Source organism: Pseudomonas sp. PSPC2-3, from assembly GCF_049898265.1.
Classification (GTDB): domain Bacteria; phylum Pseudomonadota; class Gammaproteobacteria; order Pseudomonadales; family Pseudomonadaceae; genus Aquipseudomonas; species Aquipseudomonas veronii.
On the sequence record NZ_JAFCXJ010000007.1, the window covers coordinates 22,252 to 44,951 of the forward strand.

The following is a 22,700-nucleotide window of genomic DNA, read 5'->3' on the forward strand; positions in this document are numbered from 1 at the left end:
TGTTCAATATTCCCATCGCCGTGTCAGGTATTTTTTATGTCGCTACGCGTCTGCATCCTGGAAACCGATATCCTGCGTCCAGGCTTGATCGATCAGTACCAAGGTTACGGGCAGATGTTCAAGCGCCTGTTCTCCAAGCAGCCGATCCCGGCCGAGTTTGTCGTGTACAACGTGGTGCAGGGTGAATACCCGTCGGATGATGAAGTGTTTGACGCGTATCTGGTAACCGGCAGCAAGGCCGATTCGTTTGGCACCGACCCTTGGATTCAGACGCTCAAAACCTACCTGCTCGACCGTTATGAGCGCGGCGACAAGTTGTTGGGCATCTGTTTCGGTCACCAATTGTTGGCGTTGCTGCTAGGCGGCAAGACCGAGCGCGCCGGCCAGGGCTGGGGCATGGGCATCCACGATTACAAAATCGATGCCAAGGCGCCGTGGATGAGCCCTGAGGTACCGGAGCTGACGTTGTTGATCAGCCACCAGGACCAGGTGACCACCTTGCCGGACAATGCCACGGTCATCGCTTCCAGCGAGTTTTGCCCGTTTGCGGCGTACCACATCGGCGATCAGGTGCTGTGCTTCCAGGGGCACCCCGAGTTCATCCACGACTATTCCCGCGAGCTGTTGGAGATTCTTCAGACAACCTTGGGCGAGAAGGTCTACAAGAATGGCGTGGCTAGCCTCGAGCGCGACCACCACGGTGTGACCGTGGCGGAGTGGATGATGCGCTTCGTTGCGCACAAGCCTGAAGCCAAGGTTAAAGCCAGCCCGAACGCTTGAAGCTGGCCCACAAGCCGCTGCACCCTACGGCGATGAACCCCAGCACGCCAAAATAACCGTAATGCCATTGCAGCTCGGGCATGTTCTGGAAGTTCATCCCGTAAATCCCTGCCACCGCGGTGGGGAACGCCAGGATCGCCGCCCACGCGGCGAACTTGCGCTGCACCAGGCTCTGGCGCGACGCCTCCAGCAACACACCGATCTCGATGGTCTGGCTGGCGATGTCGCGCAGGGTGGCCAGGTCTTCCATCTGCCGTGTGACGTGGATTTGTACATCACGAAAATACGGGCGCATGTTCTTGTCAATGAATGGAAAACTCAGCTTCTGCAGCTCTTCGCTGATCTCCACCATCGGTGCCACGTAGCGGCGCAGGCGCAGCACGTCACGGCGCAGGCCGTGGAGGTTCTGGATATCGTGCTCATTGAGTGAGCTGCACAGCACGTTGCGTTCCAGCTCATCGATCTCGGCGTGGATCGCCTCGCTGACCGGCTGGTAGTTTTCGGTGACGAAATCCAGCAGTGCATAGAGTACGAAATCTTCCCCATGCTCCAGCAACAATGGCCGTGCCTCACAGCGCTGGCGCACAAAACCGTAGGACGCTGAGTGCCCGTTGCGCGCCGTGATGATGTAGCCGTTGCCGGCAAAGATATGGGTTTCGATAAACTCCAGCTTGCCGTTCTCGCGCACCGGAGAATAAGTGACGATAAACAGTGCGTCGCCGAAGGTTTCCAGCTTGGGACGGCTGTGTTTTTCCAGGGCGTCTTCGATGGCCAGTTCATGCAGGTTGAACTGGCGTTGCAGGTTGGCCAGCTCGCGGGCGTCGGGCTCTTCCAGGCCGATCCAGACAAAATGCCCGGGTTTGGCGGCCCAGGCCGCGCCTTCGTCGAGGGTGATATCGGTAACTTTCTTTCCGGCACTGTAAACCGCGGCCGCAACAACTCTACCCATGGTGCCGATCACTTCTTATCAGGGGAACAGATGTTGGGCAGCTTAGCTGGAAGCGAGTTCTATTGTTATGGCACTTTGCAGTTCGTGGTCCATCGCCTTGATGCATTCATCCATCTGCGCGTAGCAGGCTTGCATCAACGCCGGGATGTCATCCGCAGTCAGTCCGGTGGTAGGAATCGGCGGCAGCGAGCGTATGTGTACATCGCCACTGTTCCAGCGATTGAGTTGCATATGGGTGACGTAATTGCTCACGCACACCTGCACGATGGGCACGCCGGCGGCAATCGCCATGTGGAACGCGCCTTTCTTGAACGGCAGCAGGCCCTTGCCCAGGTTGCGCGTGCCTTCCGGGAAGACCCAGATCGACGTGTCCTTATGCTGCAACGTCCGGGTGGTGGTGAGCATCGCACGGCGTGCCTTGTACGCATTGCCGCGGTCGATCAGCACGTTGCCCGCCAGCCAGAACAACTGGCCGAACAACGGCACCCATTTCAGGCTTTTCTTGGCGATACACACGGTGCGGTGCGGCACCACGGTGCCCAGCACAAACAGGTCATAGTTGGACTGGTGGTTGGCGATGATCAGGCAACTGCCGGGCTTGTTGCGCAGCGAATCGACATCGGCCTTGACGCGCAGCCCCAGTATTCGCATCGCCGGCAGCGCATACAGGCGCGCGCACAGACGGCTATTGTCCGGGTTGAACGGCCGACAGATCCCCAGCAACACGCCTAAGCCGCCGGCGAGGATAAAGTGCAGGCCCATCAACGACATACGCAACAGAAACAGCATCGACACGGCACCATCGAGACAAAAGGTGGCGCAGTGTACGGATGTACACTGTATTCGGCAATTGCCCCGATAGAGGTAGGAGATAGGCGATGTTTAAGTACATGTTTCAATAAGTGCCAGCAGGGGCAGACTAGAGCGGCCAAGGATTAGTCGGTTGTTTTTGTAAGAAAAAGCCCGACTCAAGGTCGGGCTTTGATACGGCACATGCAGGCGGCTTAGCTCAAAATATGGCCCTGGTCCTGGATGATTGCTTCGTCCAAGGCTTCGAGCAGGGCTTTGCGCACTTTCAATTTGGTCTGCTTGTGGGCGTTCATATTGAGCTTCTTCAACTGCCGCGCTGCTTCCAGTGCCGCGGTGTGCAACGCTTCTGGCGCCACCACCTTGTCGAGGAAGCCGGCTTGCAATGCGCCTAGCGGGTCGAACATCTCGGCGTTGATCACCGAACGCTGAAACGCCGACTTGCGCAAACGATCGCGCGCCAATTCGATCCCCGCATGGTGCATGGTCATGCCGATCGCCACTTCATTCAGGCCAATGCTGAACGGGCCCTCGACCCCGATCCGATAATCCGCCGACAACAGCAGGAACGCGCCCTTGGCCACCGCATGCCCAGGGCACGCGACGATCACCGGGAACGGATGCGCCAACAGGCGCCGCGCCAGCGTCGAGCCCGACGTCACCAGGCCGATCGCCTCTTTAGGACCGGCGGTCATCACTTTCAAATCATAGCCACCCGACAGAATCCCCGGCGTTCCGGTGATGATCACCACCGCCCGATCCTTCTCGGCCTGATCCAGCGCTTCATTAAATGCACTGACCACCGCCGGAGAAATGGCATTCACCTTGCCGTTGCTCAAGGTCAGGGTCGCGATACCGTCTTCCAGGTGGTAGGAGATCAACTCACTCATGACGTGGTTCCTTGTAGGATTTGTTATAGAGGTGCATGCGCAGACGTTACTCACCACGCCCGGCCTGGTAAAGCGCTGTGACTGACTGGCCAGTCAGGCTTTCCCTCTATACCCGGCGATAAACCGCCTGGGGCAGGGCGCAGCAACCGTCCCAGACGCGTGCCGTCGATGCCTGAGAATGGCAGAATCATCGCCCTCGCCTGGCCCGTCACGGAATACCGGTCTAACCGCATGAAAATTCTGAAAAAAACCTTTGCCATCAGCAAGTCTTTCGACTACATTAGCGCGCCTCGACAGACTGAACTGGTTTGACGAGATACGGTGAAGTGTCCGAGTGGCTTAAGGAGCACGCCTGGAAAGTGTGTATACAAGAAATTGTATCGAGAGTTCGAATCTCTCCTTCACCGCCACATTCTGCAAACACAAACCCCTGATTTTCCTAGTGAAAGTCGGGGGTTTGTGGTTTCTTGCGGCTGAAAAAAAAGGCCATATAGGCCCAATGTGGGACTGACGCTGTTTTTTTCCGTCAGCCTTCGGACACGCTCGCTCGGCGCGTTCAGAATTGGCAGGTGGGCTTCCAAGCTGGTTAAACGGGCTGCTTCGGTCAACGATGGTCGAAGAGGTGCCTGCGAAAACAAGGACGATTCATCCTGCATCGAATCGTTTGCAATTCTTCCGCCCATCCGGACTGCGTAATATGACCACCCGACCGAAGCCGAAACTCAACCTTCGTATTCTGATTCTTATCTTTGTAATGCTTTCGGCAATCGCAACCCTGGCCAACAGTTTTTGGGTGACGTTCGCGATTCAGAAGCAGGAGTTGATCGAGAATGCGCTGGAAGTGAACAAGGCCTACGCCTCTCGGATCGCCCGGAGTGTGGAGCAGGTACTCAATTCCGACCTCGATAAATTGAAATACAGCTCGTTCGTCATTGGCAAAGCGTTTGGTGATAAGCAGAATTTGACGGAGGAAGCCCAGCGACTGTTTGGGCAAGACGCCAGTTTCAACTCCGTGTTGATCGCCGATGCGACGGGGACAATCATTGCCTCGGCTCCCGAAAACCTCCACCTCGATGGGCGCACGCTGCAACACCGCGAGCCTCTCAGCCTTCGCGTGCCGATAATCAGCAACGCGTTCAAGTCCATGGCTGGCAATCTGGTGGTCTTTGTCAGCCACCCCATATTCGACGCGAAAGGAGAGTACCTGGGGCTGATCGGGGGCAGTGTCCGACTTGAGCAGAGGAATACGCTCCAGGCGCTGATGGACACCAATGTGCGCAAGGACGGGGCGCATGTCTATCTTGTCGACAGCGCCCGCCGGGTGCTCTATCACTCCGATCCCGAGCACATCGGGACTGTCGCTGGAAAGGGGTTGATCGACGACGCGGCGCTCAGTCGCGACGGGGGAACATTGCAGGCGATAGATGCCGATGGCGTGCAAATGCTCGCCGGTTTCGCCAGGGTGCCCATCAGCGGTTGGGGGGTGATCTCGCAGCAGCCGCTCGATAACATCCAAGCCATCCTGCGACACACCATGGCCAAGGTGGCGCAGGGCATCGCGCCGCTGGCGCTGTTCGGAATCGTGTTGATCTGGTGGCTGGGCGCGCGAATTTCGGTGCCGTTGTCCAGGCTTGCCGATTGCGCCAAACGGCTGGATTCGCCGGACAGCTACGAACGTATCAGCGCAATCCCGACGCGCTATTTCGAAAGCTGGCAGATTCGCAGAGCGCTGCTGCTCGGCGCCACCCTGCTGCAGGAAAAGATCGGCAAACTCAACCAGCAAGCGCAAACCGACGTGTTGACCGGGCTGGCCAATCGCCGGGCGATGCAGGACGTTCTGTTGCGCTGGCAGGATGCTGACAAAGCGTTCGCGGTCGTGTCCATGGACATCGATCACTTTAAGCGCGTGAACGATACGTTTGGCCATGGTGTGGGCGATGAAACGCTGCGCGCCATTGCGGGGCTCATGCAGCAGAATTCTCGGTCCAACGACCTGCCTTGTCGGGTCGGTGGCGAGGAGTTCGTATTGTTGTTACCCAATAGTTCGCTTCAGGTTGCAACGGATGTCGCCGAGCGACTGCGTGCCTCGATCGATGCCGCCAACATCGAAACGGTCGGGCACATCACCGTTTCGCTGGGCGTCGCGCTATGGCATCCCGGTGGCGATTCGATATCCGCTGTGCTGGAGAGGGCTGATCAGCTTTTGTATCAAGCCAAGCAAAGCGGGCGTAATCGGGTGGTAGCGGAGCAGGCTCGATGGGAGGCTGTGGCTATCGGGTCAAGCCTTTAATGCCGATGCCGATGATGAATATCCGGAAAATGTGGATGGCTATGCTTGATCGGGCTATGGGTATGCAGGTGACTGTGCGGCATCGCCGGGTCCCACTCGAACGGGTGTTCATGTTGATGGTGCTCATCGTGGACATGCCGATGCCCGTGTTCCGTCGCCTCATGCTGATGTGCATGGGCGTGGCGCTCGGTCAGGTGCAGCCACACTCCGGCGGCCATCAGCGCGGCTGCAATCCAGAACGCGCCGGTCACCGACTCGCCCAGCACCAGCAAGGCCAGCGCGGCGCCGAGGAACGGCGCGGTAGAGAAATAAGCGCCGGTACGCGCACTGCCCAGCCCGCGTAAGGCCAGCACAAACAGCACCAGGCTGATGCCATAGCCGAGAAACCCGACCAGCAAGATCGGCGCGAGCTGCGCCAGGCCGGGGATCTGCGCGCCGAGATACAGCGCCAGGCTGCAGTTGACCACGCCCGCGATCAAGCCTTTGGCGCCGGCGATAAACAATGCGTCCGAGGCCGACACTTTACGTGTCAGGTTGTTATCGATGCCCCAGCACAGGCAGGCCACCGCCACGGCGAGCGGCCCGGTCCAATCGTGACTGTCGGCGCCGCCTTGGGGCCATGACAACGCCACGCCACCCAGCACAATCGCAATCATCCCGAGGACGATGCGACGGTCTGCGTTTTCCCTGAACACGAGCCAGGCGATCAACGCGGTCAATACCGATTCAAGGTTGAGCATCAGCGACGCGGTGGCGCCCGAGGTGCGGGTCAGGCCGAACATCAGGGCCACGGGCCCGAGGATGCCGCCGAACGCAATGGCGCCGAGCAGCCAGGGCCATTCGGAGGGGGTCAAGCCGGTTGGGGTCCAGCCGCGATCGCGGATCAGGCGCACGATGGCGAGTCCGGCACCGCTGCCGAGGTAAAGCAGGCCTGCGAGCAGCACGGGCGAGAGGCCCAGGCCGAGGCTTTTGGCGAGCGGGGTGCTGGCGCCGAACAGCGCGGCGGCGGCGAGTGCGTAAAGGATACTGAGGTTCATGGGCCATCCTCGAAAGGTTGGCCCATGATACGTCGCTTGCTCAGGTTAAATCCCGCGCAAATAGAGCAACGTCCGGCTTAGTGTGCAGTTTTCAGCTTGACCACATCACCGGAGATCTTGGTGGTGTAACCGCTCAGCACCCAAGCCCAGAACCATTTTTCCTGGACTTCGGTATTGATCAGCGCGTCGCCACCTTTTGCCTGGATGGCAGCCGTCTGGGCGCGGACGAAACGGCTGTTCTGGCCGATCGGGATAACGCCGAACAGCATGATGCCGGTGGCGCTGGCTTCACTGTGACCCAGCACGGTGTATTGGCTGCTGTCGTATTGCGGGGATTTGATGGCGGTGCCGGTGCAGCCGGCGAGGGTGAAACCGAGAACTGCTGCTGCAACCACTTTACTGACGTACTTCACTGAGTAACTCCATGGACTGAATCCCGAGATTCAATTCTCGGGGGCGATACTCTAAACGCTCCTGTAACAGATTGAAATCAATCGCCCGTCGTTCAGGCTTGCACATACACCCAAGCCGTGAGGCCCGATGCCAGCGCCACGCTGACCCGCTTGTAGTCGGACACTTCATACGCATCCGCCGCCGCCAACTCCTGCTCGCTAATCTGAAACACCATGCCTTCAACGCTGGCGCCTTGTTCGGTGCTCGGCGCGACGATCGGGTGGTGGGTCTTGCCACTGGTGGCCAGCACTTGCGGGTCAGTAATTTCTACCCAGTTTTTCGAGTAGCCCAACATGGCGTCGTGCTGGCCTGCCAGTTCTCGGCCGAAGTTGGCGAGTTGGACGGCTTTGTCCTGCAGGGTGCCGTAGGAAAACAACAGCACGGGAAATTCGGCGTAGCGTTCCATTCTGGTTCCTTTGAACGATTAAGCGAGGAGGTCTTCATAGAATGCGCCATACGGCTTGCTCGGGTGAGCGATCTGGATCTCCAGAATCCACAACCCTGCATTCGGGTAGTGCTCGAAGTCGCCGAGGTTGCCGCCACGATGGATCGCGTGGGGAAAGTCGCTGACGCGGTGGCCCTTGATGTCGAGGTTCAACTGCCAACCCATGGCCTGGGCTTGTGCCTCGGCGTAGCGGTAGAGTTCGAGGCCGATGACCTGGTCGTTTTTCCAGCGCGCTTGCACGCGGTCGAACAGCGCTTTGGCCGCGTTGGCGCAGGCGATCATGTCCGGGTCGGTGCCGGTGGTGAACGTGGCGCCGGCGTCGCCTTCGTGACCTTGCCAGACGGCGCCCATGTCGATGAAGAAAATATCGTTTTCACCCAGTACCGGGTCGCCGTCGGAGTGTTGCTTGAAGGCCTTGAGGGTATTGGCGCCGAAGCGCACCAGCAGCGGGTGCCAGATGCGCTGCATGTCGAGGTCGGCGAGGACGTGTTTGCCCAACTCGCGCGCTTCGGATTCGAGCATGCCGGGGCGGATGCGTTGGGCCAGTTGTTCGATTGCCTGCCAGGTCATGGCCTGGGCGTAACGCATGGATTCGATACTGTAGGCGGCGCCCACGGCTTCTTTGGGTAGTACGGACACCGGTATCTCCTTGTGCGGTGGTTAGCGTTATGCGGTTTACTATATAGCGACGGGTGTTGGGCGCCCAAGCGAAATTATCAGAAATGCAGCCCCGCCAGGCCGCCCAGTACCAAGGCCACACCGCCCGCGGTATACGACAGGCGCTTCAACCATTCCTTGCGCGTCAACAACGTGATCGCCGCCAACGAAATCGCGATCTGAATCGCCGTCATCGCCTGGGCCCAGCGGTGATGCTGGTGCAAGGCTTCTTCGGATTTCTGATCCCATTCCCGTGAGGTTGCCTCCAGCTTTTCGGCCTGTTTGCGCACGTCTTCCTTCTGGCCCTTGTAGCGCTCGCTCTCATCCTTGTAATGCGCGGCGTCCACACCGGGAATATGGGTAGCCAGTTCCGCCAGGTTTTGCCGGCTGGATTTGGCCTGGTAGTAGTTCCACTGGTTGGCGGCTTCGGTCTTGAAAATGGCAGCGTTGTTCTTGTCCATCGCCGCTTCGCTTTCGGTGGAGCCGGCCTGGTAGCTGAGCATGGCGCCAAGGGTGGCCATCAGCGCGGTCATCACGGCAATGCGGCTGGCGAAATTGTCACCGCGCGCGTGGGCATGTTCGGTAGTGTGTTCGATGTGTTTTTCGTGGGGGCTGGGGACTTCGAAGGCTTCGGTCATGGCGGCGGCTGTGAAGGGATTGAGGGATTTTCATTGTTCCTCAGCGAAGCTGTCTCAATCCTGTACGTAACGTTGCAAACCCGCCACCAGCGCATCAAACGTCGCCCGGCAGCGCGGGCTGTTGCGCAGGTCTTCGTGCATGGTGACCCAGGTGTCGAGTTTGAGCGCGAATGCCTCCGGCAGTACCCGGCGCAGGCGCGTGTCTTGTTGGGCCAGCTTGACCTGGCATCCGCCGATGCCGGCGCCGGCACGGATCAGCGCCAGTTGCGCCAAGTCGCTGTCGCTGCTGAGGGCGAAGGTGCCGCGCTCGAAGCCTTTGACGGCCAGGCTGCGGATAAACGCGTTTTCCCGGTCGTAGCCGATCACCGCGTGGTCGGTCAGGTCTTTCAACTCTTGCGGCGTACCGTGCTGGTGCAGGTAATCGTCGCGGGCATGCAGGCCGACTTCGATCAGGCCGATGCGCTGTGCCAGCAATTGCTCCTGGCTGGGGCGGACCATCCGCACGGCGATGTCGGCTTCCAATTGCAGCAGGTCGCTCAGGCGGTTGGTCAGGACCAGTTCGACCTTGAGCTGAGGATGCTGTTGGCGCAACCGCGTGATGATCGGCGGCAGTACTTCCACGCCGACCACTTCACTGGCGGAGACACGCACCACGCCGCGCACTTCGTCGCCCTGGGAGGAGGCGCTGCGTTCCAGGGCGGCGGCCGTGCGCTCCATGGTCTCGGCGTGGGCCCTCATGGTGTGAGCCACTGCCGTCGGCAGCAGGCCGGTGGGGGAGCGAGTGAACAGCACCACGCCCAGGGCCGTTTCCAGCGCGGCAATGTGCCGACCGACGGTGGGCTGTGTGATGCCGAGCTGCCGTGCGGCCCCCGACAGCGATCCTTCCTTGAGTACGCCAAGAAACGATCGGTAAAGCTCCCAACCAATGTTCAATGCCATGCGTAAATGTATAGCGTCTGGATGGTCTTCGGCAATTCCTCTATAGCCAGGTTGCGAACAGAATGGCCACTCCAACCAACGTGGGAGCGGGTGATGAGCAAGGTACTGGTATTGGGTGCAACCGGCGGTATCGGCGGCGAAGTGGCGCGACAGTTGAGCGTGGCGGGCTGGCAGGTGTGTGCGTTGACCCGGGATGTCGCCAAGGCCCGTAGCCAGAATGCCGCCTATACCTGGCTCAAAGGCGATGCGCTCAATCGCCAGGACGTCATCGCTGCCGCCCGTGGCTGCGCGGTGATCATCCATGGGGTGAACCCGCCGGGCTATCGCAATTGGGCCGAGCAGGTGCTGCCGATGATCGACAACACCATTGCAGCCGCCATCGCCGAGCGCGCGACCATCGTGTTGCCCGGCACGGTCTACAACTTCGGGCCGGATGCGTTCCCGGTGCTTTCCGAAGACTCACCCCAGCACCCGCTGACCCGCAAGGGCGCGATACGTGTGCAACTGGAGCAGCGCTTGCTTCAGTCTTCCCGCGAGGGCGCTCGTGTAGTGATCGTGCGTGCCGGGGATTTTTTCGGCGCCGGAGCGGCCAACAATTGGTTCTCCCAAGGCCTGGTCAAACCCGGTAAACCGGTGCGCGCGGTCAGCGTCCCAGGTGCGCCAGGCGTCGCCCACCAATGGGCCTACCTGCCGGATGTGGCGCGCACCATGCTCGAGTTGATTGAGCGCCGCGCCGCCCTCGACGCCTTTGCCTGCTTTCATATGGCCGGGCACGTGGACAGTGATGGCACGCAGATGAGCCAGGCGATCCAGCGCGTAGTGTTACGCAGGACGGGCCTGCAACCGCGTGTAGGCGTATTTCCCTGGTGGCTGTTGAAGTTGGCTGCGCCGTTTGTCGTGACCTTTCGCGAGATACAGGAGATGCGTTATCTGTGGCAAACCCCGTTGCGTATGGATAACCAACGCTTGCTTGCGGCCCTGGGCCACGAACCCCATACGCCGTTGGAGCACGCGGTGGAGGCCGCATTGACCAGCCTGGGCTGCCTGCCCACGCCGGCCTGATCAGGCGCACAGCCTAAAAGGTTGCCTGCCGACAAGCGTGGCCGTTATTGTGCTGAATCCTTTTAGTCCTACCTCCAGGGTTTCGTCACGATGAATGCACCGCGTAGCGCAGTCGGTCCGATCAAGGCCGTGATTTTCGATATGGACGGCTTGTTGCTGGATACCGAAGGCATCTACACCGAAGTGACGCAGATCATCGCCGAACGCTTCGGGCGTACCTATGACTGGGGGATCAAACAGCACATCATCGGGCGCGGGGCCCAGGACCTGGCCGACTACGTGGTCAAGGCGCTGGACCTGCCGATCACGGCGGCTGAGTTCCTCGAAATCCGTGAGCCGCTGATGAGCGAGCGTTTCCCCAGGGCGTTGGGCATGCCCGGCGCCGAAGCGTTGGTACGGCACCTGAACGCGCACAATATTCCGATTGCGGTGGGCACCAGTTCGTCGCGCAACTCCTTTGGCCACAAGACCACGCTGCACCGCGAATGGTTTGGCCTGTTCGGCACCATCGTCACGGCTGACGACCCGGAAGTCGGTGCCGCCAAACCTGCGCCGGACATCTTCCTCACCGCCGCGCGGCGCCTGGGCATCGCGCCGCAAGATTGCCTGGTGTTTGAAGACTCGCCGTTCGGCGTCACCGCAGCAAAGGCGGCCCGGATGACCGCCATCGCCGTGCCCGACGAAGCCATGGCCGACAGCAAGTACCACCACGCCGACCAGATCATCCGCAAACTCGCGGACTTCGACCTCGCCGCCTACGGCCTGCCGCCCATGTCCTGACCCGGCGCCTACAGGCGGTTATGCGCTGAAGCCACCGTCGATGGTCAGGCTGGCCCCAGTGATGTAACCCGCTTCCGGCCCGGCCAGGTAGGCCACAAAGCTGGCGATCTCCTCGACATGGCCATAACGGCCCACCGCCATCAACCCGATCAGGCTCTCGGCGAACTCACTGTTCGCCGGGTTCATGTCGGTGTCCACCGGCCCTGGCTGCACGTTGTTAATGGTGATGCCACGTGGCCCCAGGTCCCGCGCCAGGCCCTTGGTCAGGCCGACCAGCGCCGCCTTGCTCATCGCATACGGCCCGCCGCCGCCAAAGGGCATGCGTTCGGCGTTGGTGCTGCCGATGTTGATCACGCGGCCGCCTTCGCCCATGTGCTTGGCCGCTTCCTGAGTGGCGATGAATACGCTGCGCACGTTGATTGCCAGGGTCTGGTCGAAGTCCTCCAGTTTGAAGTCTTCCAGCGGCGCGATGGCCAGCACGCCGGCGTTGTTCACCAGGATATCCAGGCGCCCAAAGGCTTGGACCGTGGCGTTGACCGCGTTGCGAATCGCCGTGGCATCGGCGCTGTCGGCCTGAATCGCCAGGGCTTTGCCGCCGGCGCTGATCACGCTGTTCTGCAGTTCTGCGGCCTTGGCGGCGGAACTGACGTAGGTAAAGGCGACGGCCGCACCTTGCGCCGCAAGACGCTTGACGATGGCGGCGCCGATGCCGCGTGAACCGCCTTGAATCAAGGCGACTTTGCCGCTGAGGTTCTGGGTAGTCATGTTGATCTCCTCACTGTTCAAGGCGGGATGCCTTGTGGATGCAGCCGAGTATCGACCTCACCCGCCGCTGTCGGTAGACCCGGATTGCTATAGTCTGTGTAAACCAAAAGTTTAGAGTGGGCGGATATGGAGAGCTTCGGCAGTATCGAATGCTTTGTGCGCAGCGCCGAAGGCGGCAGCTTTGCCGAAGCGGCCCGGCGCTTGAGCCTGACCCCGGCGGCGGTGGGCAAAAGTGTCGCCAAGCTGGAAGCGCGCCTGGGGGTGCGGCTGTTCCAGCGCAGCACCCGGCGCCTGACCCTGACCGAAGCCGGCAAGCGGTTCCTCGCCGAAGTCAGCGACAGCCTCATCACCATTCAGAACGCCGTGGCCAACCTGGCCAGCGCCGAGGGGCGGCCGGTGGGGACGCTCAAGGTCAGTATGGGCACGGTGTTCGGTAATCGTTATGTCATGCCGTTGCTGGGGGAATTCGTCCGGCGTTTTCCGGATATCAGCCCGGATTGGCATTTTGACAACCGCCAGGTCGACCTGATCGGCCAGGGCTTCGATGCGGCCATCGGCGGTGGTTTTGAGCTGCCCCAGGGCGTGGTTGCACGCAAGCTGACGCCCGCGCACCGGGTGTTGGTGGCGTCAGCGGATTACCTGGCGCAACGCCCGCCGGTACTGGCGCCCGAGGATTTGGCGCGCTGCCTGGGCATCCTGATCCGCTCCCCGCAAACCGGCCGCGTGCGCTCCTGGCAACTGACCAGCCGCGAGCGCGAACAGCGTCCATTGGCGCTCAAGCCGCGCATGACCCTGAGCGACTCGGAGGCCGCCTGTTGCGCGAGTGCCCAGGGGATGGGCATTGCGCTGGTGAGCATGCCGATGGCAGTGCCGTTCCTCGACAGTGGCGCGGTGGTGCGGGTGCTGCCCGACTGGTACGTCGATGACGGCAACATCTCCCTCTACTACGCCGAACACAAACTGCTGCCCGGCAAGACCCGGGCGTTTGTCGACTTCATCCTCGAGCAGTTTTTAATCGCGGGACTGGCGCAGCGCTTCAGCGCGATTTGATCGCCGCGACCTGTTCTATCGGCTGCGCGGCCAGCCGATGACAGTCTTCGGCCGCGGGGTGGCGTAGGTCCTGACCTTCGACGTCGACAACCCCAATCGCACCAACCCTTCGGCAATCGTCACCGCCGCCGTTACCCCGTCCACCACCGGCACCCCGGTGCGCTGGCGAATGCGTTCGTCCAGCCCGGCCATGCCGCCGCATCCCAGGCAGATCACCTCGGCCTTGTCCTCGCGGATCGCCAGTTCCGCCTGCCGCACGATGGCCTCCATGGCCGCCAGCGGGTGTTCTTCCAGCTCCAGCACCGCCATGCCGCTGGCCCGCACCGAGGCGCAGCGTTGATACAGGCCGGCGAGTTTCAGGCGGTCCTCGATCAGCGGTACGGTGCGGTCCAGGGTGGTCACCACCGAGTAGGCGTGGCCGAGGAACATCGCGGTGGTGGCTGCCGCTTCGGTGATGTCCACTACCGGCACATTCAACAATTCCTGTAGGCCTTCGCGCCCATGTTCGCCATACCCGGCCTGGATCACCGCATCGAACGGCTGGTCGTAGGCCATCACGCGGTCCATCACCGCGATGGCCGCCAGGTAGCTCTCAAAATTGCCTTCCACCGATTCGGCGCCGAAGTACGGCGTGAGCCCGATAATCTCGGTGCCCGGCGAGGCCACGGACCGCGCTTGCTCGGCGATGGTCTGGGTGATGGATTCGGTGGTGTTGACGTTGACCACGAGGATACGCATGGAATGTCCTTTTTAATGACTGACGTTATCGACTGCAATGCTTTCACCGCTGACATCAGCGTAGAACGCTTGGCGCTTGGCGATCAGCCGGTACAACAGCCCTGCAATACCGGCGCCAAACAACCAGGAAAACGGCGAGACACTGGCAAACCCCGGCAACAGCGCCAGCAGGATGGCGATCACCGCCGCAGGAATAAATGCCGCCACCGCGCGCATGTTCACGCCACGGCTGTAGTAATAAACGCCATTCGGGTCTTCGCTGTACAGTTGCGGCACGTCGACCTGGCTTTTACGGATCAGCCAGTAATCGACCATGATCACCCCGTACAACGGCCCGAGCAGCGCGCCCAGGCCGGAAAGGAAATACACGATCACCAGCGGGCTGTTGTAGAGGTTCCACGGCAGGATCAGCACCGCCACGGCTGCGCTGATCAACCCGGCGCGGCGGAAGTTCAGGTACTTGGGCGCCAGGTTGCTCAGCACAAAGGCCGGGGCGACGAAGTTGGCCATGATGTTCACCGCCACGGTGACGATCAGGAACGCCAGGCAGCCGAGTACCAGGAAGAACGTATTGGGGATCGCCGCGATGATCTCGGTCGGGCTTTCGATCACCCGGCCATTGAGCTGGAACTGCCCGCCGCAGAGCAACACGGTGATGGCGGCGAACACCAGGATGTTCACCGGCAGGCCCCAGAAGTTGCCGACCTGGATGGTCCTGCGGCACGGCGAAGAGCGTGCGAAGTCGCAGAAGTTGAGGATCAACGTACCGTAGATCGCCAGCCACAGCGCGCCGCCGGCAAAGATATTGCGCCACATCTCGCCACCGGTGAGCGGCTCGCGGATCGACCAGGCGATGTGGCCGTCGGCCTGGAAGTACATCCAACCGGCCAGCGAAGCGACGGTCAGCAAAATCACCGGCCCGGCGAAGCCTTCGTAGCGACGCACGGTTTCCATGCCGTAGGCCAGGATCACCAGTTGCACGAACCAGATCGTCACAAAGCACGCCCAGCCCAGGCTCGACAGGCCCAGGATCGAGTTGTGGTCATAGTCGGCAAACCCCGGATGAATCGCCGTCAGCAATACTCGGAACACCACCGAGGCCAGGTAGGTCTGGATACCAAACCAGGCAATCGCAATAACCGCACGGATCAAGGCCGGAATCTGTGCGCCGTGAATGCCGAAGCTGATGCGGCTGATCACCGGAAACGGCACCCCGGTCTTCTGCCCCATATAACCCGACAAGTTCATGAAGAAGTACACCAGCGCCGCGCCGATCCCCAGGGATAACAGAATCTGCCAGCCACCCAGGCCCAGCGCATATAAGCCAATGGCGAACGAGTAATTGGCGATGTTGTGTACGTCGTTGGTCCATAACGCAAAGATGCTGTAGCGCCCCCAGCGTCGGCCTTCGACCTTGGTCGGCGCCAGGTCCCGGTTGTGCAGGCGCGGGCTGAGTACCAGCGGGCCAGGGCTCGCGGCCTCGGGGTTGAGGGCGGAGGAGGGCAGATCCAGTGCGAGGGTGTTCGAGAGGCGTGTACGCATTCCGGCAGGCTCCAGCACTGCTGCAGCAAAGCCGCAGCGGGAAAGTGTATGTATGTTTTGTATTTATTGTATACAAAGCGTACTTCACCTTAAGCCACATACGTGCCAGTTTTCGATCTATGAAAACCTTGGTTAATTTCGTTTTTATAGGTTCTATAAATAACTGACTGAATTCAAAGCGATATAAATTGACCGTTTGAACAGGTATTTATTTTTGACGGGGCAGAACCTCTGTTTAGAGGATAAACAGCGGCAGAGAGGAGATGTTACGTTTTGGTGCGAAGGTCGATGGATTGCACACATAAATGGCACCGATGGTTACATTTGTGTGTACATTTTTACGCTCGGCACAAAACAAATGTGGGAGGGGGCTTGCTCCCCCTCCCACATGGTTGACTGCGTCAGCGCTTAGGCCTTGCTGATGAGATTCCCGGCATGCAGCCCGCATTCCTTCTGCGTGGCTTCTTCCCACCACCAGCGGCCTTCGCGTTCGTGTTGGTTTGGCAACACCGGGCGGGTGCAGGGCTCGCAGCCGATGCTGATAAAACCGCGCTCGTGCAGGCTGTTGTACGGTAGCTCCAGCATGCGGATGTAACTCCAGATCTCTTCGCTGGTCATCTGCGCCAGTGGGTTGAACTTGTACAGGGTGCGTTCCGGGGTGGAGAAGGCCGTGTCGATTTCCAGCGCCGCCACTTGGCTGCGGGTGCCGGGGCTCTGATCGCGGCGCTGGCCGGTAGCCCAGGCGCGCACGCCGGAGAGCTTGCGGCGCAGCGGCTCGATCTTGCGCACGCCGCAGCATTCGCCATGGCCGTCTTTGTAGAAGCTGAACAAGCCTTTCTCTTTGACGAAGGGTTCCAGTTTGCTCTGGTCCGGCGAGATCAGCTCGATGTCGATCTTGTAGAACTCGCGCACCTGTTCGATGAAACGGTAGGTCTCCGGGTGCAGGCGGCCGGTGTCGAGGCTGAACACCTTGACGTTCTTGTTCAGCTTCCAGGCCATGTCCACCAGCACCACATCCTCGGCACCGCTGAAGGAAATCCACAGGTCATCGCCGAACTGGCTGAACGCCAGCTTGAGAATGTCCTGGGCAGATTTGTTGGCATAGGTCGTGGCGAGTTCAACGACATCGAAGGCTTGGTTCATCAGGACGGTTCCTACAGGTCAGTGGCGCTGAGCGCTCTATAGGAGAGTGATGGTATCAAAATCCGCCCTGCGTTGCGGCCGCCGCCTTGAATCGCTAGAGTTCGGCAGTCTTTTTGCTCGCTCGACTTGAACAATACAAATAGGAGTGTCTCGTGGAAATTGCCTGTCTCGACCTGGAAGGGGTATTGGTTCCGGAAATCTGGATCGCCTTCGCCGAAAAAACCGGTATTGAATCCCTGCGGGCGACCACCCGGGACATTCCCGACTACGACGTGCTGATGAAGCAACGCCTGCGCATCCTCGACGAACACGGGCTCAAGCTCGCCGATATCCAGGAAGTGATCGCTACCCTCAAGCCGCTGGACGGTGCCATCGAGTTCGTCAACTGGCTGCGCGAGCGCTTCCAGGTGGTGATCCTGTCGGACACCTTCTACGAATTCTCCCAGCCGCTGATGCGCCAGCTGGGGTTCCCGACCCTGTTGTGCCACCGCCTGATCACTGACGAAACCGACCGCGTGGTCAGCTACCAACTGCGCCAGAAAGACCCCAAGCGCCAGTCGGTGCTGTCGTTCAAGAGCCTGTACTACCGCGTGATCGCTGCCGGTGATTCGTACAACGACACCAGCATGCTGGGCGAGGCCGACCGCGGGATTCTGTTCCATGCGCCGGAGAATGTGATCCGCGAGTTCCCGCAGTTCCCGGCGGTGCATACGTTTGAAGAGCTGAAGAACGAGTTCATCAAGGCTTCGAACCGGCCGTTGAGCCTGTAAGTCGTTCCGCGCAGTTGGCGGCCCCATCGCGAGCAAGCCCGCTCCCACATTCGACCGCGTTTATCCTCTGGAAGCGCGGTCGAATGTGGGCGCGGGCTTACAGCCGCCTGAGTTCTTAAGCCCCTGCCAGCAACCGCTCATACGGGATGCTCAAGCCTTCATGCAGGCGCTTGATCATCGACAGGCTCAGCTTGCGCTTGCGGTTGAGCACTTCGGACACCCGGCCGCTGGTGCCGATGAAGGCCTCCAGGTCGCGCGCCGTCATGCCGAGCTGCTCCATGCGAAAGCGGATGGCTTCCACCGGGTCCGACGGCGGCATCGGATAATGTTCGGCCTCGTACTTTTCAATGAGGACCGCAAGAATTTCCAGCTCATCGCCCTCAGGCGAGCCGATTGGCGCTTCCCATATCTGTTCGACGCGTGCGAGCGCGGCGGTGAGGTCTTCTTGGGAATGTATGGGTTTGATGTTCATCACACGGTCTCCGCGTTGATCTGATCGTACTGTGCGTGGGTTCCCACGAAACGTATGAACCCAAGCTGACGCTGATAATTGATCGCCATGATCACTCGATACCGGTTGCCGCCCACGTTGAATACAACCCTGCTGCCTTTGAGGATGCTCGCGGTTCCGAGCTCCGCCTTGAGCGCTTGCGGCGTTGGGTATGCAGCCTTCTCCATATGGCGATACAACTCGACCAGCGGTGTTTTGGCGTCGATACAAGCTGGGTGGCTCTCCCAGAAGAGACGTAAGGTCGAGAACGCGATTATCCGCATGAGTCAGACCTCCCAATTTGGGAGACATTAGGCTCAGGCAAGTGCAGATGCAATCTTGGAAATATTTTCTGACGAGTAAGCAATCGCTTCATGTGATCCTTCACAGATGGCGGGTGGACGGTCGAAACCGGACGCTATCCTCCGGTTCACAGGCCGTCCACAGCGGTTCTGATTCAGGTTTTTTCCGCGGCCGGGCGTTGCCTCCCAACGCCAGGAAGGGCGCTGCGTTACAGGCTTTCCAGGGTTTGTAACAATACCCGCACCTTGGTCAGCGACTCCTGATATTCCGCCTGCCATTGCGAGTCGGCGACGATCCCGCCGCCGCCCCAGCAGCACACCTGGCCGTCTTTGACCAGCAGGCTGCGGATGGCGATGGAGCTGTCCATCTCGCCACGCACGTCCAGGTACACCAGCGAGCCGCAGTACAGCCCGCGGCGGGTTGGCTCCAGTTCGTCGATGATCTGCATTGCGCGGATCTTCGGTGCGCCGGTGATGGAGCCGCCAGGGAAGCTGCCGGCGATCAAATCCAGGGCGTCCTTGTCGTCAGCCAATTCGCCGGTGACGCTGCTGACCAGGTGATGCACGTTGGGGTAGCTTTCCAGGCTGAACAACTCCGGCACTTTCACCGAGCCGGTGCGGCAGGTGCGCCCGAGGTCGTTGCGCAACAGATCGACGATCATCAGGTTCTCGGCACGATCCTTGGGGCTGGCCAGCAGTTCGGCGGCGTTGGCGGCGTCTTCTTCAGGCGTCAGGCCGCGCGGGCGGGTGCCTTTGATCGGGCGGGTTTCGACCTGGCGCTGGCTGATCCTGACGAAACGTTCCGGCGACAGGCTCAGTACCGCGCCGTCATCCGGCAGGCTCTGGAACCCGGAAAATGGCGTCGGGCAGGCTTCGCGCAAGGCGCAGTAGGCCGCCCACGGATCGCCGCTGCACGCTGCGCGAAAGCGCTGGGTGAAGTTGACCTGGTAGCAGTCGCCCGCGCGGATATAGTCGTGGATGCGGGCGATGGCCTGGGCGTAGGTCTGGGCGCTGATGTCGGGTGTCATGGGGCCGTGGAGCTTGAAGTTGGCGGCTATCTCGGCGGCTGGCTGGCTGAACAGCTTGATCAGTCGCTGCCGCTCGCCATCGGCCAGTGTCGGGTGAAACACCAACTGGCTGGTCTGCGCCTGGTGATCGCTGACCAGGGCCCAGGCATACAGCCCAAAACGTGCGTCCGGCAGGTGCAGATCGTCCACCGCGTGGTGCGGTAAATGTTCCAGGTGCCGGCCGAAATCGTAGCTCAGGTAACCGATCAGGCCGCCGGCGAACGGTAACTCGTAGCCAGCCGGCAATGCCGCCTCACCCAACTGTGTAAGGTTTTCCCGCAGGCGTTGCAGGAACTCGCTGCCGCTCTCGTCAGACTGCACCGCCAGCGTCGCTTCGGGCCAGGCGCTGAGCAGGTCATAACGGCCCCGCTCGGCGGTCGGGCGGCCGCTGTCCAATAGCACCGCGCCAGGGGCATGGCGAATCGCCGCAAAATACTCGGCGGGGTTGGCCCGGTAGGGCAGTGGGTGTACGGAACAGGTCGACATGCGGGGTGGATCAGCTGATGGCGTGGGGGAGGGGATTGTAGACCCCCGTAGGATTTGGTCCTAGAGGGGATGTCGGGGATAGACAGATCGAAGGCCGGCTCAGCCTTCGACGGCGGGGATGTGCCCGAACATGGCCTGCACGAATTTCACCCGTTCTTCCGGCGTTTCCGTCACGCCAGCAGCTTTCAGGGTTTCCAGTCGTGCCTCGACCGCGTGGGTGCGCAGGGTCAGGCCGCAGTCGTTGGCGATCTGGATATTCAGCCCCGGCCGCGCATTCAGTTCGAGGATCAGTGGGCCTTTTTCCTGGTCCAGCACCATGTCCACGCCGATGTAGCCCAGCCCGCACAGCTCATAGCAGCCGGCGGCGAGTTTCATGAAACCGTCCCAGTTGGGCAGTTGCACGCCATCCACCGCGTTGGTGGTGTCGGGGTGTTTGGCGATGATGTTGTTCAGCCAGGTGCCGCGCAGGGTCAGGCCGGTGGCCAGGTCGACGCCCACGCCGATCGCGCCCTGGTGCAGGTTGGCCTTGCCGCCGGACTGGCGGGTCGGCAAGCGCAGCATGGCCATCACCGGGTAGCCCATCAGCACGATGATGCGGATATCCGGCACGCCTTCGTAGCTGATGCTCTTGAAAATCTGGTCGGGCACCACGCGGTACTCGATCAGCGCGCGGTCGCGGTGGCCGCCCAGGGAGTACAGGCCGGTGAGGATGCTGGAAATCTGATGCTCGATTTCCTCATGGCTGATGATCTTGCCGGACACCGTGCGATAACGCCCCTCAAAGCGGTCGGCGATGACGAGGATGCCGTCACCGCCGGCGCCCTGGGCCGGCTTGATCACGAAGTCGTTGCGTCCACCGATGATCTCGTCGAGCTTGTCGATTTCCTTCTCGGTGGAAATCACCCCGTACATTTCCGGCACATGGATGCCGGCCGCCAGCGCCCGTTCCTTGGTGATGATCTTGTCATCCACGATCGGGTACAGGCTGCGCTTGTTGTACTTGAGCACGTAGTCCGCATTACGCCGGTTGATGCCCATGATGCCCCGCGCTTCCAGGGCCTTCCAGGTCTTCCAGAAGCCGAACATTACGAGTCAGCCTTGAGGAAGGCCTTGAAGCGCACCAGCTCGGTCAGGCGGTAGCCGCGATAACGCCCCATGGCCAGCATGAAGCCCACCAGGATCAGCAGGATCGCCGGGAAGGTGAACACAAAGTAGACCAGCTCCGGCACGCTCATGATCAGGTGCGCCAGGGACGCCGCGAACAGCGTGCCGATCGCCACTTTCAGCGCATGGCTGGCGCCGCGTTCTTCCCAGGTGATCGACAGGCGTTCGATGGTCATGGTCAGAATCACCATCGGGAACAGCGCCACCGACAGCCCGCGCTCCAGCCCCAGTTTATGGCTGAACAGGCTGATGGCCGCGATCAGCACCACCACGAAGGTCAGCACCACCGACAGCCTCGGCAGCATCTGCAACTTCAGGTGTTCCAGGTACGAGCGCAGCGACAAGCCCAGCGCGGTGATGATCGTAAACAGCACAATCCCAAAGCCCAACTGAGTCTCGCGGAACGCCAGGGCGATCAGCACCGGGGTAAACGTGCCCAGGGTCTGCAGGCCGATCAGGTTGCGCAGGATCAGGATCACCAGCACGCCGATCGGGATCATCACCATGATCATGAAGGTCTGCTGGGTTTGCAGCGGCAGGCCGTACAGCGAGTATTCGAGGAAGTTGGCGTCGGTGTTTTCGTCGGTCAGCTTGGCCAGGCGGATCGCGTTCATTTCGCTGTTGTTCAGGCTGAAGGTGACCATGGCTTTCTTGCCGCCATCGACGGTGATCAGGTTTTCATCGCCGGTCCACCACAGCAGGCGGTCGGCGGGCAGGCCTGGTTCGCCGGTTTCCGGGTTGAAGTACAGCCAGTCATTGCCATTGAAGCTGCGCAGCCACAGTTCCGGGGTTTGCGGCTGGTCGGCGACGAGGCGGATGGTGTGGACCTTTTCCACCGGCACGTGAGCGATGGACAGCAGCAGTTCGACGATCTTGGCCTTGTGCGGTGTCGACGGGTCGCCCGCCAGCAGCAGCTTGACGTTGTCGTCGTTGAGGTTGTTGGTGCGCTTGATGGCTTCGGTAATAAAGGTTTCCACATCGGCCGAGTGCTGGCGGATCGGCGCGAGCAGGGCTTCGGCGGCGATTTTTTCCGGGCCTTCCACGGCGATGCTGTCGCGGAAGGTCGGGCCCTTGATCTTGACCTTTTCACCGCTGTAACGCTTGGTCAGCACCAGGCGGTAATACAGGGTCTGCTTGCCCTTGGCCCGGCGCGCCGACCAGGTGACCTTGCGGTTGCCATCGATGCGGTTGACGCTGACCCCGTAGTTATTCGAGATGAAACTCTCATTGAGGCTGACGAAGTCGCGGCTCAGGGGCGGCACGAACATCTGGATCTTCACCGGGTCTTTCGGGTTGGCGACGAACTCGACCTTGGCGTCGATGTTCCACAAGTCGTCGGTGGCGTCCTCGGTGACGGGAATGCCCAGCACGAAGATCTGGTAGGCGGTGACCGAAATACCCAGCACCACCAGGAGGGTGATGAGGATTTTCAGGTGCAGGGTCAGAGAGCGCATTC

24 protein-coding genes and 1 tRNA gene are annotated in these 22,700 nt (G+C 60.8%); 7 read left to right on the plus strand and 18 right to left on the minus strand.

Annotated features, from left to right (window positions below):
- Positions 1-36: 36 nt before the first annotated feature.
- Entirely contained in the window at positions 37-780 is a 744-nt protein-coding gene (locus ACP7E3_RS16595) for an amidotransferase (RefSeq protein WP_017848503.1), read from the plus strand.
- On the opposite strand, the gene ACP7E3_RS16600 is transcribed toward ACP7E3_RS16595, so the two are convergent.
- The 3 genes from ACP7E3_RS16600 to ACP7E3_RS16610 form a co-directional block, all read right to left on the minus strand.
- A complete protein-coding gene (locus tag ACP7E3_RS16600) occupies positions 758-1,729 on the minus strand; it encodes a magnesium and cobalt transport protein CorA (RefSeq protein WP_201021445.1) in 972 nt (323 codons plus the stop codon). The genes ACP7E3_RS16595 and ACP7E3_RS16600 overlap by 23 nt on opposite strands.
- 42 nt (positions 1,730-1,771) lie before the next feature.
- Complete coding sequence (locus ACP7E3_RS16605; protein ID WP_108524795.1) at positions 1,772-2,518, minus strand: lysophospholipid acyltransferase family protein; 747 nt, start codon at positions 2,516-2,518, stop codon at positions 1,772-1,774.
- 215 nt (positions 2,519-2,733) lie between these two features.
- Positions 2,734-3,426, minus strand: a complete 693-nt coding sequence (locus ACP7E3_RS16610) for a crotonase/enoyl-CoA hydratase family protein (RefSeq protein ID WP_108524793.1) — start codon at positions 3,424-3,426, stop codon at positions 2,734-2,736.
- A gap of 320 nt (positions 3,427-3,746) precedes the next feature.
- Between ACP7E3_RS16610 and ACP7E3_RS16615 the strand changes: the two genes are divergently transcribed.
- Both ACP7E3_RS16615 and ACP7E3_RS16620 read left to right on the plus strand, forming a co-directional pair.
- Positions 3,747-3,836: transfer RNA gene (locus ACP7E3_RS16615), tRNA-Ser, on the plus strand.
- Between the two features lie 287 nt (positions 3,837-4,123).
- Complete coding sequence (locus tag ACP7E3_RS16620; protein ID WP_426123751.1) at positions 4,124-5,716, plus strand: sensor domain-containing diguanylate cyclase; 1,593 nt, start codon at positions 4,124-4,126, stop codon at positions 5,714-5,716.
- Here the strand turns inward: ACP7E3_RS16620 and ACP7E3_RS16625 are convergent.
- The 6 genes from ACP7E3_RS16625 to ACP7E3_RS16650 form a co-directional block, all read right to left on the minus strand.
- Positions 5,713-6,753 (minus strand): DMT family transporter, encoded by a 1,041-nt coding sequence (locus ACP7E3_RS16625; RefSeq protein ID WP_177029511.1) that lies wholly within the window; start codon positions 6,751-6,753, stop codon positions 5,713-5,715. The two genes, ACP7E3_RS16620 and ACP7E3_RS16625, sit on opposite strands and share 4 nt — an antisense overlap.
- Positions 6,754-6,830: 77 nt before the next feature.
- The gene (locus ACP7E3_RS16630; RefSeq protein WP_046382401.1) at positions 6,831-7,166 is read right to left on the minus strand and encodes a hypothetical protein; all 336 of its coding nucleotides are present in this window, start codon (positions 7,164-7,166) and stop codon (positions 6,831-6,833) included.
- 92 nt (positions 7,167-7,258) lie between these two features.
- Positions 7,259-7,612, minus strand: a complete 354-nt coding sequence (locus ACP7E3_RS16635; RefSeq protein WP_046382402.1) for a gamma-glutamylcyclotransferase family protein — start codon at positions 7,610-7,612, stop codon at positions 7,259-7,261.
- Positions 7,613-7,630: 18 nt separating this feature from the next.
- Positions 7,631-8,290, minus strand: a complete 660-nt coding sequence (locus ACP7E3_RS16640; protein WP_046382403.1) for a M24 family metallopeptidase — start codon at positions 8,288-8,290, stop codon at positions 7,631-7,633.
- 77 nt (positions 8,291-8,367) lie between these two features.
- Positions 8,368-8,946, minus strand: a complete 579-nt coding sequence (locus ACP7E3_RS16645) for a DUF4337 domain-containing protein (RefSeq protein ID WP_017848491.1) — start codon at positions 8,944-8,946, stop codon at positions 8,368-8,370.
- A gap of 54 nt (positions 8,947-9,000) precedes the next feature.
- Positions 9,001-9,885 carry a LysR family transcriptional regulator gene (locus tag ACP7E3_RS16650; protein WP_046382404.1) on the minus strand — a complete coding sequence of 295 codons (885 nt, stop codon included), beginning with the start codon at positions 9,883-9,885 and terminating at the stop codon, positions 9,001-9,003.
- A gap of 93 nt (positions 9,886-9,978) precedes the next feature.
- Between ACP7E3_RS16650 and ACP7E3_RS16655 the strand changes: the two genes are divergently transcribed.
- Together ACP7E3_RS16655 and ACP7E3_RS16660 are read left to right on the plus strand one after the other, a co-directional pair.
- A complete protein-coding gene (locus ACP7E3_RS16655) occupies positions 9,979-10,947 on the plus strand; it encodes an NAD-dependent epimerase/dehydratase family protein (RefSeq protein ID WP_426123755.1) in 969 nt (322 codons plus the stop codon).
- 90 nt (positions 10,948-11,037) lie between these two features.
- Positions 11,038-11,727, plus strand: coding sequence for an HAD-IA family hydrolase (locus ACP7E3_RS16660; RefSeq protein ID WP_017848488.1), 690 nt, complete (start codon positions 11,038-11,040; stop codon positions 11,725-11,727).
- 18 nt (positions 11,728-11,745) lie between these two features.
- On the opposite strand, the gene ACP7E3_RS16665 is transcribed toward ACP7E3_RS16660, so the two are convergent.
- Positions 11,746-12,492, minus strand: coding sequence for a 3-oxoacyl-ACP reductase family protein (locus ACP7E3_RS16665; RefSeq protein ID WP_017848487.1), 747 nt, complete (start codon positions 12,490-12,492; stop codon positions 11,746-11,748).
- Positions 12,493-12,618: 126 nt separating this feature from the next.
- Between ACP7E3_RS16665 and ACP7E3_RS16670 the strand changes: the two genes are divergently transcribed.
- Entirely contained in the window at positions 12,619-13,542 is a 924-nt protein-coding gene (locus ACP7E3_RS16670) for a LysR family transcriptional regulator (protein WP_017848486.1), read from the plus strand.
- A 15-nt stretch (positions 13,543-13,557) separates the two neighbouring features.
- On the opposite strand, the gene ACP7E3_RS16675 is transcribed toward ACP7E3_RS16670, so the two are convergent.
- From ACP7E3_RS16675 to ACP7E3_RS16685, 3 genes are all read right to left on the minus strand, one after another.
- The gene (locus ACP7E3_RS16675) at positions 13,558-14,280 is read right to left on the minus strand and encodes an aspartate/glutamate racemase family protein (RefSeq protein WP_046382407.1); all 723 of its coding nucleotides are present in this window, start codon (positions 14,278-14,280) and stop codon (positions 13,558-13,560) included.
- Between the two features lie 12 nt (positions 14,281-14,292).
- Positions 14,293-15,822, minus strand: coding sequence for an NCS1 family nucleobase:cation symporter-1 (locus tag ACP7E3_RS16680; protein ID WP_046382408.1), 1,530 nt, complete (start codon positions 15,820-15,822; stop codon positions 14,293-14,295).
- A 408-nt stretch (positions 15,823-16,230) separates the two neighbouring features.
- Positions 16,231-16,965 (minus strand): phosphoadenylyl-sulfate reductase, encoded by a 735-nt coding sequence (locus ACP7E3_RS16685; RefSeq protein WP_017848483.1) that lies wholly within the window; start codon positions 16,963-16,965, stop codon positions 16,231-16,233.
- A gap of 152 nt (positions 16,966-17,117) precedes the next feature.
- On the opposite strand from ACP7E3_RS16685, the gene thrH reads away from it, so the two are divergent.
- The gene (gene thrH / locus ACP7E3_RS16690) at positions 17,118-17,735 is read left to right on the plus strand and encodes a bifunctional phosphoserine phosphatase/homoserine phosphotransferase ThrH (RefSeq protein WP_017848482.1); all 618 of its coding nucleotides are present in this window, start codon (positions 17,118-17,120) and stop codon (positions 17,733-17,735) included.
- 115 nt (positions 17,736-17,850) lie between these two features.
- Here thrH and ACP7E3_RS16695 read toward each other — a convergent pair whose 3' ends face one another.
- The 5 genes from ACP7E3_RS16695 to ACP7E3_RS16715 form a co-directional block, all read right to left on the minus strand.
- Positions 17,851-18,207 carry a helix-turn-helix domain-containing protein gene (locus ACP7E3_RS16695; protein ID WP_017848481.1) on the minus strand — a complete coding sequence of 119 codons (357 nt, stop codon included), beginning with the start codon at positions 18,205-18,207 and terminating at the stop codon, positions 17,851-17,853.
- Positions 18,207-18,509, minus strand: coding sequence for a type II toxin-antitoxin system HigB family toxin (locus tag ACP7E3_RS16700; RefSeq protein WP_046382411.1), 303 nt, complete (start codon positions 18,507-18,509; stop codon positions 18,207-18,209). Before ACP7E3_RS16700 ends, ACP7E3_RS16695 begins: the two co-directional genes overlap by 1 nt.
- Before the next feature lie 227 nt (positions 18,510-18,736).
- Entirely contained in the window at positions 18,737-20,080 is a 1,344-nt protein-coding gene (gene pabB, locus ACP7E3_RS16705; protein ID WP_426123759.1) for an aminodeoxychorismate synthase component I, read from the minus strand.
- A gap of 99 nt (positions 20,081-20,179) precedes the next feature.
- The gene (locus ACP7E3_RS16710) at positions 20,180-21,166 is read right to left on the minus strand and encodes an alpha-L-glutamate ligase-like protein (protein WP_057003801.1); all 987 of its coding nucleotides are present in this window, start codon (positions 21,164-21,166) and stop codon (positions 20,180-20,182) included.
- Positions 21,166-22,698 carry an inactive transglutaminase family protein gene (locus ACP7E3_RS16715; RefSeq protein ID WP_046382414.1) on the minus strand — a complete coding sequence of 511 codons (1,533 nt, stop codon included), beginning with the start codon at positions 22,696-22,698 and terminating at the stop codon, positions 21,166-21,168. The genes ACP7E3_RS16710 and ACP7E3_RS16715 overlap by 1 nt, the downstream gene beginning before the upstream one ends.
- Positions 22,699-22,700 lie beyond the last annotated feature (2 nt).

What these genes read in the sequence shown, in the direction of transcription:
- pabB (WP_426123759.1), bottom strand. Translation starts at nt 20,080, where the DNA reads ATGTCGACCTGTTCCGTACACCCACTGCCCTACCGGGCCAACCCCGCC.
- ACP7E3_RS16710 (WP_057003801.1), bottom strand. Translation starts at nt 21,166, where the DNA reads ATGTTCGGCTTCTGGAAGACCTGGAAGGCCCTGGAAGCGCGGGGCATC.
- ACP7E3_RS16695 (WP_017848481.1), bottom strand. Translation starts at nt 18,207, where the DNA reads ATGAACATCAAACCCATACATTCCCAAGAAGACCTCACCGCCGCGCTC.
- ACP7E3_RS16685 (WP_017848483.1), bottom strand. Translation starts at nt 16,965, where the DNA reads ATGAACCAAGCCTTCGATGTCGTTGAACTCGCCACGACCTATGCCAAC.
- ACP7E3_RS16610 (WP_108524793.1), bottom strand. Translation starts at nt 3,426, where the DNA reads ATGAGTGAGTTGATCTCCTACCACCTGGAAGACGGTATCGCGACCCTG.
- ACP7E3_RS16700 (WP_046382411.1), bottom strand. Translation starts at nt 18,509, where the DNA reads ATGCGGATAATCGCGTTCTCGACCTTACGTCTCTTCTGGGAGAGCCAC.
- ACP7E3_RS16655 (WP_426123755.1), top strand. Translation starts at nt 9,979, where the DNA reads ATGAGCAAGGTACTGGTATTGGGTGCAACCGGCGGTATCGGCGGCGAA.
- ACP7E3_RS16605 (WP_108524795.1), bottom strand. Translation starts at nt 2,518, where the DNA reads ATGCTGTTTCTGTTGCGTATGTCGTTGATGGGCCTGCACTTTATCCTC.
- ACP7E3_RS16650 (WP_046382404.1), bottom strand. Translation starts at nt 9,885, where the DNA reads ATGGCATTGAACATTGGTTGGGAGCTTTACCGATCGTTTCTTGGCGTA.
- ACP7E3_RS16620 (WP_426123751.1), top strand. Translation starts at nt 4,124, where the DNA reads ATGACCACCCGACCGAAGCCGAAACTCAACCTTCGTATTCTGATTCTT.
- ACP7E3_RS16625 (WP_177029511.1), bottom strand. Translation starts at nt 6,753, where the DNA reads ATGAACCTCAGTATCCTTTACGCACTCGCCGCCGCCGCGCTGTTCGGC.
- ACP7E3_RS16595 (WP_017848503.1), top strand. Translation starts at nt 37, where the DNA reads ATGTCGCTACGCGTCTGCATCCTGGAAACCGATATCCTGCGTCCAGGC.
- ACP7E3_RS16665 (WP_017848487.1), bottom strand. Translation starts at nt 12,492, where the DNA reads ATGACTACCCAGAACCTCAGCGGCAAAGTCGCCTTGATTCAAGGCGGT.
- ACP7E3_RS16635 (WP_046382402.1), bottom strand. Translation starts at nt 7,612, where the DNA reads ATGGAACGCTACGCCGAATTTCCCGTGCTGTTGTTTTCCTACGGCACC.
- ACP7E3_RS16670 (WP_017848486.1), top strand. Translation starts at nt 12,619, where the DNA reads ATGGAGAGCTTCGGCAGTATCGAATGCTTTGTGCGCAGCGCCGAAGGC.
- ACP7E3_RS16660 (WP_017848488.1), top strand. Translation starts at nt 11,038, where the DNA reads ATGAATGCACCGCGTAGCGCAGTCGGTCCGATCAAGGCCGTGATTTTC.
- ACP7E3_RS16680 (WP_046382408.1), bottom strand. Translation starts at nt 15,822, where the DNA reads ATGCGTACACGCCTCTCGAACACCCTCGCACTGGATCTGCCCTCCTCC.
- ACP7E3_RS16675 (WP_046382407.1), bottom strand. Translation starts at nt 14,280, where the DNA reads ATGCGTATCCTCGTGGTCAACGTCAACACCACCGAATCCATCACCCAG.
- ACP7E3_RS16645 (WP_017848491.1), bottom strand. Translation starts at nt 8,946, where the DNA reads ATGACCGAAGCCTTCGAAGTCCCCAGCCCCCACGAAAAACACATCGAA.
- ACP7E3_RS16600 (WP_201021445.1), bottom strand. Translation starts at nt 1,729, where the DNA reads ATGGGTAGAGTTGTTGCGGCCGCGGTTTACAGTGCCGGAAAGAAAGTT.
- ACP7E3_RS16715 (WP_046382414.1), bottom strand. Translation starts at nt 22,698, where the DNA reads ATGCGCTCTCTGACCCTGCACCTGAAAATCCTCATCACCCTCCTGGTG.